Annotated in this window: 12 protein-coding genes; 9 read left to right on the forward strand and 3 right to left on the reverse strand. The window is 56.2% G+C overall.

Going from position 1 to position 9,747, the window contains the following annotated elements; all coding sequences use genetic code 11:
* Positions 1 to 27 precede the first annotated feature (27 nt).
* Both serC and HMPREF2796_RS06500 read left to right on the forward strand, forming a co-directional pair.
* Complete coding sequence (gene serC, locus HMPREF2796_RS06495) at positions 28 to 1,131, forward strand: 3-phosphoserine/phosphohydroxythreonine transaminase (protein ID WP_070632082.1); 1,104 nt, start codon at positions 28 to 30, stop codon at positions 1,129 to 1,131.
* Between the two features lie 216 nt (positions 1,132 to 1,347).
* Positions 1,348 to 2,166 carry a class I SAM-dependent methyltransferase gene (locus HMPREF2796_RS06500; protein WP_070632087.1) on the forward strand — a complete coding sequence of 273 codons (819 nt, stop codon included), beginning with the start codon at positions 1,348 to 1,350 and terminating at the stop codon, positions 2,164 to 2,166.
* Between the two features lie 97 nt (positions 2,167 to 2,263).
* Here HMPREF2796_RS06500 and HMPREF2796_RS06505 read toward each other — a convergent pair whose 3' ends face one another.
* The 3 genes from HMPREF2796_RS06505 to HMPREF2796_RS06515 all read right to left on the reverse strand — a co-directional run bounded on the left by HMPREF2796_RS06505 (position 2,264) and on the right by HMPREF2796_RS06515 (position 4,113).
* On the reverse strand, positions 2,264 to 2,632 hold the full coding sequence (locus HMPREF2796_RS06505) for a PepSY domain-containing protein (protein ID WP_064084190.1): 369 nt from the start codon (positions 2,630 to 2,632) through the stop codon (positions 2,264 to 2,266).
* 183 nt (positions 2,633 to 2,815) lie between these two features.
* A complete protein-coding gene (locus HMPREF2796_RS06510; RefSeq protein ID WP_049257674.1) occupies positions 2,816 to 3,169 on the reverse strand; it encodes a YgiW/YdeI family stress tolerance OB fold protein in 354 nt (117 codons plus the stop codon).
* 305 nt (positions 3,170 to 3,474) lie between these two features.
* Positions 3,475 to 4,113 (reverse strand): c-type cytochrome, encoded by a 639-nt coding sequence (locus HMPREF2796_RS06515; RefSeq protein ID WP_070632090.1) that lies wholly within the window; start codon positions 4,111 to 4,113, stop codon positions 3,475 to 3,477.
* A 97-nt stretch (positions 4,114 to 4,210) separates the two neighbouring features.
* On the opposite strand from HMPREF2796_RS06515, the gene yihA reads away from it, so the two are divergent.
* From yihA to xth, 7 genes are all read left to right on the forward strand, one after another.
* Positions 4,211 to 4,870: a ribosome biogenesis GTP-binding protein YihA/YsxC gene (yihA, locus tag HMPREF2796_RS06520; protein ID WP_070632094.1), complete on the forward strand. Its 660-nt coding sequence runs from the start codon at positions 4,211 to 4,213 to the stop codon at positions 4,868 to 4,870.
* A gap of 231 nt (positions 4,871 to 5,101) precedes the next feature.
* Entirely contained in the window at positions 5,102 to 5,584 is a 483-nt protein-coding gene (tsaE, locus tag HMPREF2796_RS06525; RefSeq protein WP_070632096.1) for a tRNA (adenosine(37)-N6)-threonylcarbamoyltransferase complex ATPase subunit type 1 TsaE, read from the forward strand.
* A complete protein-coding gene (locus HMPREF2796_RS06530) occupies positions 5,554 to 6,831 on the forward strand; it encodes an N-acetylmuramoyl-L-alanine amidase (protein ID WP_070632099.1) in 1,278 nt (425 codons plus the stop codon). The genes tsaE and HMPREF2796_RS06530 overlap by 31 nt, the downstream gene beginning before the upstream one ends.
* 115 nt (positions 6,832 to 6,946) lie before the next feature.
* Positions 6,947 to 8,011, forward strand: coding sequence for a lytic murein transglycosylase B (gene mltB, locus HMPREF2796_RS06535; RefSeq protein WP_141749179.1), 1,065 nt, complete (start codon positions 6,947 to 6,949; stop codon positions 8,009 to 8,011).
* A 239-nt stretch (positions 8,012 to 8,250) separates the two neighbouring features.
* Entirely contained in the window at positions 8,251 to 8,592 is a 342-nt protein-coding gene (fdx, locus tag HMPREF2796_RS06540) for an ISC system 2Fe-2S type ferredoxin (RefSeq protein WP_003822051.1), read from the forward strand.
* A 54-nt stretch (positions 8,593 to 8,646) separates the two neighbouring features.
* Complete coding sequence (gene iscX / locus HMPREF2796_RS06545) at positions 8,647 to 8,841, forward strand: Fe-S cluster assembly protein IscX (protein ID WP_023886254.1); 195 nt, start codon at positions 8,647 to 8,649, stop codon at positions 8,839 to 8,841.
* Between the two features lie 92 nt (positions 8,842 to 8,933).
* Entirely contained in the window at positions 8,934 to 9,701 is a 768-nt protein-coding gene (gene xth, locus HMPREF2796_RS06550; protein ID WP_070632106.1) for an exodeoxyribonuclease III, read from the forward strand.
* Positions 9,702 to 9,747 lie beyond the last annotated feature (46 nt).

Raw genomic sequence — 9,747 nt, forward strand, 5'->3', positions numbered from 1 at the left:
TGCCACATTTTCAATCGAGTTTTTACTGTGGATACCCCGATTTACAACTTCTCCGCCGGCCCGGCCGTGCTGCCCGAATCCGTATTGCGCACTGCGCAAAGCGAAATGTTCGACTACAACGGCACAGGCTTTTCCGTGATGACCATGAGCCACCGCTCCGACGTGTTCATGAGCATCCTCTATCATGCCGAGCAGGATTTGCGCCAGCTTCTGAATATTCCTGATAACTATAAAGTTTTGTTTTTGCAAGGCGGCGCCAGCGCGCAGTTCAACATGACCGTGATGAATCTGAGCAACGGCTTCAAGCGTGTTGATTCCGTGGTGAGCGGCAACTGGAGCCGCATCGCTCATCATGAAATGGGCAAATTGTCGGATGTCAACATCCATCTGGCCGCGCATGGCGGCGAGCAGTTTGATTACACCGACCTGCCGCCGGTTGCGTCTTGGGATATCGACCCGAGCTCCGCCTTCGTGCATTTCGTGATTAACGAAACCGTGCATGGCCTGCAATACCATGAAGTGCCCAAACTGGGTGCGGATATGCCGCCCCTGGTGTGCGATATGTCGAGCGAGATTCTTTCCCGCCGCATCAATGTGGCCGATTTCGGCGTGATTTATGCCGGCGCGCAGAAAAACATCGGCCCCTCCGGCACCACCATCGTCATCATCCGTGAAGACCTGCTTGAGCGTTGTTCCAGCCGCGTGCCCGATGTGTGGAACTATCGTTCGCACATCGAGCGCCAAGGTATGTATAACACCCCCGCCACCTATCCCATCTATATTTCTGGCCTGGTATTCCGCTGGTTGCAGTCGCAGGGCGGGGTAGGGCAGATGGAAACCATCAATACCCTCAAAGCCAAAACACTGTATGCCGCCATCGACAACAGCGGCGGCTTCTACCGCAACCGCGTTGCGCCTGCTGCCCGTTCCAAAATGAACGTGATCTTCACCACCGGCAACAAGGAATTGGACGAACTCTTCGTTCAAGAATCCACCACCCGCGGCCTGCGCCTGCTGGGCGGCTATAAGAGCATGGGCGGCATGCGTGCCAGCATCTACAACGCCATGCCCTTACAAGGGGTGGAGGCGTTAATTGAATTTATGCGTGAATTTCAGAAACGCTACGGCTGATGCGTGTTGAATATATTTCGCTGAAATAATTGTTTTTTCATACAAAGTGAGCTTGTGCCATAGGGAAAGCCAGGGCATTGGCGATAGGCGTATAATGAGGCTACCTGATAATTATTTTCAGGTAGCCTCTGTTTTTATTTTGCGGCAGCCTCGGTGTAACTTTGCAGAAATTCTTTCAGGTAGCCTTTTATTTGGTGTAATACCCAGGAGAACGCTATGATTAAAATCGAAAACGCCATCAGCGAAACCCTGCTGATTCCGCTCTATATGAAATACCGTGCCTCTCAGCAGACCAACCCCATCCTTATCGATCCTGCTGCTTGCCGGCTGGTGCCGCAGATCGACTATGATTTTGCCAAGTTCGACCGTGCCAAGCCCACCCTCATCGGCACAGCCATCCGAGCCCGCTATTTCGACCAGCTCACCGCCGATTTCATCCGCCGCCAAAGCCGCCCGGTGGTCGTTATCCTCGGCTGCGGGCTCGACAGCCGCCGCGAACGTATCGGCAGCACAGCAGACGGCGTGCCGTTTTATCAGCTCGATTTGGAAGACGTGATTCAATGGCGGCGTGCCATCCTGCCGCCGCAAAGCAACGAAACCCTGATTGCCGCCTCCGCCTTCGACACCGAATGGATGGACGAGTTGCATGCCCGCCACCCCGATGCCCAATTCCTGTTCGTGATTGAAGGCGTGCTGATGTATTTTTCCAACGACATGGTGCGCGGCCTGTTCCAAGACCTGGCCGCCCGTTTCCACGGCAGTGAAATCGCCTTCGATATGTGTAACAGTTGGACAGTGAAAAACTCTGCCCGCCACGATGCCATGAAGCACGTTAGCGCCCGCTTTGAATCCTTTTGCGACAACGAACGCGAGCCGGAGCAATGGGCAGACAATCTGCACTTCATTTCCAACCGCTACATTGTGGGCGATTTCCCTGCCGAATGGAAACGAATCGGTTTCGTTTCCAGCCTGATTATGCGCCTGGTGCGCGTTATCCGCGAAAGCAGCCGCATGTTGCACTATCGGATTGAGTAAGTGCGCTCTTGCCCTTGCTTGGGTGGAAATAAAGGCTACCTGAAAACTTGTGTTGCTCGTTTTCAGGTAGCCTTTGTACGTCGGATAGGCAAGCGGTTTAATCGTCGGGATCGAATTTGGAAGAGAGGATGCGGCCGCTGCGGGCATCCACAATCACTTCATAATCGCCACGTCGGCCGTCTAAATCCACTTCATACACGCGGCGGCCGCGCCAGGTGGTGAGGTCCACGTCGGTTACGCGGGCACGGGTGTGGCGGGCGGCGATGTTGGCGGCGCGGGTGCTCGAAATATAGCCGGCCTGCCGATAGCGGCTGGGCTGATGGCTGCGGCGTGCCCGATGCTCTTGTGAGTAGCGATGGTGATGGTAGTCGTCATCATCGTAATCGTCGTGGTCGGCCAGGGCGGGCAGGGAAACGGCCATGATGGTGGCTGCCAGCAACAGGAGGGAGGATTTGCGTGCGGACATTGGCTTTCCTTTCACAGTTTAAGAGATTGGAGAAAACGAAACAGGCTACCTGAAAAATATAGCGGCAGTTTAAGCGAAACTCAATGTGTTTGTTTAAACTTGAAGCTTGCGCGTTAGCTTCGCAGAAACTCACTTCGTTCATTTTAACTGCGTTGAAGCTTCGCTTTCAGGTAGCCTCATTGCTTACTGGATACGGGTAACAGCTTTTACGTCCACTTCGGTGCCATGCCAGTCTTGGTCGATTTCGGCTTCAAGGCGCACTTTGTCGCGTGGGGTAACGTTCAAGCCGCGCCATACATCGTTATCGATTTCCACTTCGATGCGGCCGCTGGCGTCGCGGAAGATGTAGTGTTCGTGGCGCACTTGGCGTTCGATGTAGCCTTCCAAGGTAACGTAGCTGTCGTCCGGCACGCTGCGCAGTGCAGAAACGCGGGTTACGCTGTTTTGGTAGCCAGGTGCTTGGCCATTTTCGGAGAAGCCGGCAGAAGCGGTGGCGGATACGGCCAATAGGGCGGTGAGGAGCAGAGCGTTTTTCATGGTTTTTTCCTTTATTCAAGATTGGGGGGAGGTAAAAGCGACAACCGGTGTTGCCTGAGTTGATGGCTTGCATTATAGGCAGGCAAGCTTAGCGGAAAATTAGGGCTGCGTGAAAAAATGTAAATTATATAAATTGGCAAAAGCTGCCTAGAGTGGATGTAATTTTAGCCAGGTTCAGGCGGCAAAATGCAGATAGTGCGTATGTGCAGAAAGGTGCACCAACGCCGCATAAGGTTAAATTCCCTTCCCTAGAAAACAAACCGGCCGTATCCATTGCAGAATACGGCCGGACGGAATCACACGGCTTATTGCAAACCTTGAATAAAGTTGCCTACGGCATCCATTTCTTCATTGCTCATGCGTTTGGCAATGTCGCCCATGATGGAGTTGGTGCGTTGGCCACTTTGATAGGAGCGCAGTTGGTCCACTACATAAGATTTGTGTTGGCCGGCCAGGCGCGGGTAGGCTACTGCGCCGTCTTTTAGGGTTTGATTGCCCGGAATGCCTGCGCCGCCAGGGCCGTGGCACGACATGCAGGCCGGCAAACCTTTAGCCGGCAAGCCACCACGGAAAATGCGTGCACCTAATTCCGGATTCTCTTTGGGGTTGCTTTCGCCGGATTTCGGGATTTGGCGGGTAAGATAGGCGGCAGCATCGGAGATGTCTTTGTCGCTCAGGTTTTGAACCAGCGGGCGCATGGTAACGGCTGCGCCGGTGTTGCGGTCGCCGTTTTTAATGGCCAGGGTTTGCTGGATGATGTAGGCGGGATGTTGGGCCGACAGGCGCGGATAGGTGGCGATATTGGTGTTGCCGTCTGCACCGTGACAGGCAGCGCACACCGTATCAACCACCCGCTTGCCGTTGTTCATATCGGCGGTGGGCGGTGCAGCCAAGGTGAAGCCGGAAACGGCCAGCAGCAGGCCGGCTAAGGTAGTGTGTTTCATGTATATGCTCCAAATCGGCGGGGCAGGAGGCCGCCGCCCAATACTCTGTTTTTATAAACGTGGTATTCTATACTAAATTTTACTTTTTGTTCCAGCCATGCCGCTTTTTAAAAACGCTAAATTTTATACCACCGTTAATCACTTAAAAGACCTGCCCGATACCCCTGCTGAAATCGCCTTCGTGGGGCGCAGTAATGCCGGCAAATCCAGCGCTATCAATACGCTCACCGCCCACACCCGCCTGGCTTATGTTTCCAAAACTCCAGGCCGTACCCAGCATATCAACTTCTTCAGCTTGGCTAATGGGCACTATATGGTGGATTTGCCCGGCTACGGCTATGCCCAAGTGCCCGAAGCCGTGCGCGCGCATTGGGTACAGCTGCTTGGCGGCTACCTGCAAACCCGTGCCCAGCTTATCGGGCTGGTGTTGGTGATGGACGCGCGCCACCCGCTCAAGGAGTTGGACAAACAAATGCTGGAATTTTTTGCCAGCACCGGCAAACCCGTGCATATTTTGTTGTCGAAAGCCGACAAACTTTCCAAAAACGAGCAGATTAAAACCCTCGCTGCCGTGCGCCGCGCCCTCCAGCCTTTTGCCGAGCGGCAAGCGGTAGGGGTGCAACTGTTTTCCAGCCTGAAAAAACAGGGTATGGAGGAAGTGGATGCCGTGGTGGCTGCATGGTTTGAACAATGGGAGACGGAGCATGCCCGGCCGGAGAGCGAACAGGTTACCGAAAACGGAGAAGAGGCTACCTGAAACATGAAGCAGTCGGAAACCGCCTGGCTTTAACTGCAACAATGAATTCCCTATAGGGTGAAGCGGTGCTGTATGAAATATTGCAGCGGTATCTCACAAAAGAATGAAATCAGCTTTTCAGGTAGCCTTAATTATGGTTACCTGAAAAGCTGCCAAAACAGCAGTAACAAGCTGGCTGAAAGCCGCATGGCTTAAACTTTCCCAACAGTATTTCAGGTTATAATCCGCCGCATGCAAAACTCTCTCTCTCTCTTTCTCAACGGCGAAGCCGCTACCGAAGCCTTCGGCAATCGAATTGCGCCCGATTTGGCCGCACCGCTGGTGGTGTGGCTGGAAGGCGATTTGGGTGCGGGCAAAACCACGCTGGTGCGCGCTATTTTGCGCCGGCTTGGGCATGCGGGCGCAGTGAAAAGCCCCACTTATGCCATTGTGGAAAGCTACCGGCCAAACGGCCTGGCGGTAAACCATTTCGATTTATACCGCTTTGCCGCACCGGAAGAGTGGGAAGATGCCGGGCTGGGCGAACTGTTTGCCGAGCCCGCCCTCCATTTCATCGAATGGCCGCAACGCGCTGCAGGCTTCGTGCCCGCAGCCGATTTGCGTATCGCGCTGCAAAACAGCGGCAGCGGCCGTGTCTGTACCCTTTCCACCGATTCCGAAAAAGGCAAGCAACTCATCGAATTATGGCAAAACTTACCCGCCGAACTTTCTTAAGCAGCGGCGCCGGCCTGCTGCTCCTGAGCATTGTGCCCACGGGCGAAGCGCACGGCACGCCGCAGTTTGTGGCCGTGCGCATTTGGCCGGCCTCTTCCTACACCCGCGCCACGCTCGAATCCACCCGCCCTCTGCAGCATAAATATTTCCTGCTGGACAACCCGCGCCGCCTGGTGGTGGACATTCAGGGTGCGAGCCTTGACAGCGTGGTGCAGAGCCTGCCGCAGAAGCTCAGCCGCAGCGATCCTTATGTGGCCGGCATTCGCGTGGGGCAGTTCAACCCCGACACCATCCGCGTGGTGATGGATTTGAAAACCGACGTGAACCCGCAAGTGTTCGCGCTCACGCCGGTGGCCAATTTCAAACACCGCTTGGTGATCGACCTCTATCCCACCCAAGCCGTGGCGCTGGCACAGGAAGCCAACGACCCGCTGATGGCGCTCCTGCAAGACTACACCAACGGCCGTATCCGCCAAGACGGCACCGCCACCGCGCAGGCGCAAACCACCAGCGTGCCGCCGGTACAAAACCATGCCGGCGGCAACAGGCGAGGCAACCGCAAGCTGGTGGTGATGCTTGATCCCGGCCACGGCGGCGAAGATTCCGGCGCGGTCGGTCCCAGCGGCCTGCGCGAAAAAGACGTGGTGCTCTCGATTGCGCGCGAAGCCAAACGCGAAATGGAGCGGCTCGGTTATCAGGTGTACATGACGCGCAATGAAGACGTGTTTATCCCGCTGGGTGTGCGCGTGGCCAAGGCGCGCAGCCGCAAAGCCGATATTTTCATTTCGATTCATGCCGATGCCTTCACCACGCCGCAGCCGCGCGGCACCGGCGTGTATGCCTTAAGCCGGGGTCGAGCCACCAGCGCCGCCGCCCGCTGGCTGGCGCAATCGCAAAATGCCTCCGACCAAATCGGCGGCATCCGCGTGAGCGGCAACCGGCAGGTGGACCACACGCTGTTTGACCTGGTGCAAACCGCCACCATTAACGACAGCCTGCGCCTGGGCAAATCGGTGCTCGACGAAATGGGCAAAATCAACCGCCTGCACAAAGGGCATGTGGATCAGGCCGGCTTCGCCGTGCTCAAAGCGCCAGATATCCCGTCGATTTTGGTGGAAACCGCCTTCATCTCCAATCCGGATGAAGAGCGGATGCTGTCCAGCAGCCAGTTCCGCCAAAAAGCCGCCCGCGCCATTACCGCCGGGGCACAGAAATATTTGGCCACGGCCGTGGTGGCCAGGCGTTAGCTGATTGGTTTGCAAAGCTTTAAGGCTACCTGAAAGTTTTTCAGGTAGCCTTTGCATTCGCGCCCGGCCTGCGGGCTGTGTTAAACTATGTGTCTTGTTTATTTGCTTGGAAATCATGATGAAATTGAAATTTGCCCCAGCCTTGGCTGTTGTGTTTGCCTTGGCCGCGTGCAGCAGCGAGCAGCCGGTAACGCCTGTGCAGGAGGTGCAAAATGTAGCGCCTGAAGTGCCGGAAGCGCCTGCTTTGCCGGTGTCGGAAACCGGTTTCAGCCAAAATGCCGAGGTGCAGCGTTTTATCCGGCAGCAGGCCGGGTTGGGCGTGATGGGCGAAGGCCAGTTGCAGCAGTTTTTCGCGCAGTCGGTGTATAAGGGCAATATTGTCAACATCATGAACCGCCCCGGTACGTCGCGCCCGTGGTATGAGTTCCGCAGCGGTAATGCTGGCGCGGGCAAAATCAACGGCGGCCGCCGCTTCTACCAGCAATACCGCCAAGTGCTCGACCAAGTAGCGCGCGAATACGGCGTGCCGGCGGAAGTGTTGGTGGCGATTGTGGGCATCGAAACGAACTACGGCAGCAATATGGGCAGCTTCCGCCTGGCCGATTCTCTGCCCACGCTGGCGTTCGGCTATCCGCGCCGTGGCGAGTTTTTCCAGCAGGAGCTGCATGAATTCCTGCTGATGGCCAAAGAAGAAGGACGCGATCCGTTCAGCTTCACCGGCAGCTACGCCGGGGCGATGGGGATGCCGCAGTTTATGCCGTCGAGCTACCGCAAATGGGCGGTGGATTACGATGGCGACGGTCAGCGCAACATTTGGGGCAGCGTGCCGGATGTGGCGGCTTCAGTGGCCAACTATCTGAAGGCACACGGCTGGCAGCGCGGCGGCAAGGTAATGGTGCCGGTGTCGATGGTGCCCACGCCGGAATTGCTGGCGCTGATTGATGAAAAAACCGCGCTGAACAAAACCGTGGGCGAGCTGCGGCGGATGGGGGTAACGCCGCTGGAGGAAGTGGCCGACCATGAAAAAGCCGTGCTGTTCCGCTTGGAAACCGCGCCCGGCCAGTATGATTACTATATCGGCCTGAACAATTTCTTCGCCGTTTGGCAATACAACCACAGCCGCCTGTATGTGAGCGCGGTGCGCGAAATCGCCAACGGCGTGGGCGGCGGCAAGCTGTAAGCCCCGTTGCCATAAAGGCTACCTGAAAAGCGATTGGCTGGTTTCAGGTAGCCTTTGGTTTGCATGAACAAAACGAAGTTTCCGAAGGAAGCTGAGTTTCTGCGAAGCTAAAACGCTATTTTTGCCTATCGGACCATTTGTGTAGCGATAGAGGTTACCTGAAAAGCAATCAACTGTTTTCAGGTAGCCTTTTCCGTTACAATACGCCACTCAAAAATTCAGCTAAGAAAGCACACACCATGCCTAAAGTAACCGTCTTGCCGCACAGCGAATTGTGCCCCGAAGGCAAAATCATCGAAAACGCCCCCGAAGGCGAAAGCATTTGCAGCCTGTTGCTCGACAACGGCATCGAAATCGAGCATGCCTGCGAGCAATCCTGCGCCTGCACCACCTGCCACGTGATCGTGCGCCAAGGCTTCGACAGCCTGGAAGAACCGAGCGAAATCGAAGAAGACCTGCTCGACCAAGCCTGGGGCTTGGAAGCCGAATCGCGCTTGAGCTGCCAGGCCAAAGTGGCCGGCGAAGACTTGGTGGTGGAAATCCCCAAATACACCATCAACCATGCCCGCGAGCATCATTAAGCCTGGCGCTCCCCAGCCGCCGGCCGTACACATCTAGTTTCAGGTAGCCTCATCATGAAATGGACCGATACCCAACGCATCGCCGAAGAGCTCTTCGACCGCCATCCCGAAATCGACCCGAAAACCGTCCGCTTCACCCAGCTGCGCCAGCTTATCCTCGATTTGCCCGAGTTTGACGACGACCCGCAGCGTTGCGGCGAGCGCATCCTCGAAGCCGTGCAGCAGGCTTGGATAGACGAAGCCGAATAAGCAGATTTCAATTTTTGTTGCAACACTTACTTTTCAGGTAGCCTCACTATCGATGCAGGCTACCTGAAAAATTCATTCCGAAAGCAAACGCCATGAAAATCGCCACTTGGAACGTAAACTCCCTCAAAGTGCGCCTGCCGCACGTGAGCGACTGGCTGATTCAGCATCAGCCCGACGTGCTCTGCCTGCAAGAACTCAAACTGGATCAAGACCAGTTCCCGCTTTCCGCCTTCGAAATGCTCGGCTACCGCGCCGTGTGGAGCGGGCAGAAAACCTACAACGGCGTGGCCATCCTTAGCAAAGAAGAAGCGCAAAACGTGAACACCGGCCTGCCCGCCCTGCCAAACGACCCGCAGCGGCGCGTGATTGCCGCCACCATCGGCGGCGTGCGTGTGGTAAACGTATATTGCGTGAACGGTGAGGCCGTGGGCAGCGAAAAATTTGCCTATAAACAGCAATGGTTTGCCGCGCTGGCCGAATTTATCCGCAGCGAATTGGCGCAGCATCCGGAATTGGTGCTGCTCGGCGATTTCAACATCACCCCCGCCGATTTGGATGTGTACGACCCCGAAAAATGGCAGGGCAAAATCCTTTGCTCCACCGAAGAACGTGCCTGGTTTCAAACCCTGCTCGACCTCGGCCTCACCGATAGCCTGCGCCGCCTGCACCCCGCCGAACCGCTCTACACTTGGTGGGACTACCGCATGAATATGTTCCGCCGCAAACTCGGCCTGCGCATCGACCACATCCTCGCCAGCCAAGCCCTGCTGCCACGCCTTGCCGCCGCTGGCGTAGATACCGCCCCGCGCGCGCTGGAGCGCCCCAGCGACCATGCGCCGGTGTGGGCGGAGTTTGAATAGCACATCGTTGCCGCAATAGAAAAGGCTACCTGAAAAATTTCAGGTA

Source organism: Eikenella sp. HMSC071B05 (assembly GCF_001811325.1).
GTDB lineage: Bacteria > Pseudomonadota > Gammaproteobacteria > Burkholderiales > Neisseriaceae > Eikenella > Eikenella corrodens.

Bases quoted from the DNA above. Each gene is read 5' to 3' on its own strand.
- HMPREF2796_RS06500 (WP_070632087.1), top strand. From the start codon at position 1,348: ATGATTAAAATCGAAAACGCCATCAGCGAAACCCTGCTGATTCCGCTC.
- HMPREF2796_RS06505 (WP_064084190.1), bottom strand. From the start codon at position 2,632: ATGTCCGCACGCAAATCCTCCCTCCTGTTGCTGGCAGCCACCATCATG.
- HMPREF2796_RS06510 (WP_049257674.1), bottom strand. From the start codon at position 3,169: ATGAAAAACGCTCTGCTCCTCACCGCCCTATTGGCCGTATCCGCCACC.
- HMPREF2796_RS06515 (WP_070632090.1), bottom strand. From the start codon at position 4,113: ATGAAACACACTACCTTAGCCGGCCTGCTGCTGGCCGTTTCCGGCTTC.
- yihA (WP_070632094.1), top strand. From the start codon at position 4,211: ATGCCGCTTTTTAAAAACGCTAAATTTTATACCACCGTTAATCACTTA.
- tsaE (WP_070632096.1), top strand. From the start codon at position 5,102: ATGCAAAACTCTCTCTCTCTCTTTCTCAACGGCGAAGCCGCTACCGAA.
- HMPREF2796_RS06530 (WP_070632099.1), top strand. From the start codon at position 5,554: ATGGCAAAACTTACCCGCCGAACTTTCTTAAGCAGCGGCGCCGGCCTG.
- mltB (WP_141749179.1), top strand. From the start codon at position 6,947: ATGATGAAATTGAAATTTGCCCCAGCCTTGGCTGTTGTGTTTGCCTTG.
- fdx (WP_003822051.1), top strand. From the start codon at position 8,251: ATGCCTAAAGTAACCGTCTTGCCGCACAGCGAATTGTGCCCCGAAGGC.
- iscX (WP_023886254.1), top strand. From the start codon at position 8,647: ATGAAATGGACCGATACCCAACGCATCGCCGAAGAGCTCTTCGACCGC.
- xth (WP_070632106.1), top strand. From the start codon at position 8,934: ATGAAAATCGCCACTTGGAACGTAAACTCCCTCAAAGTGCGCCTGCCG.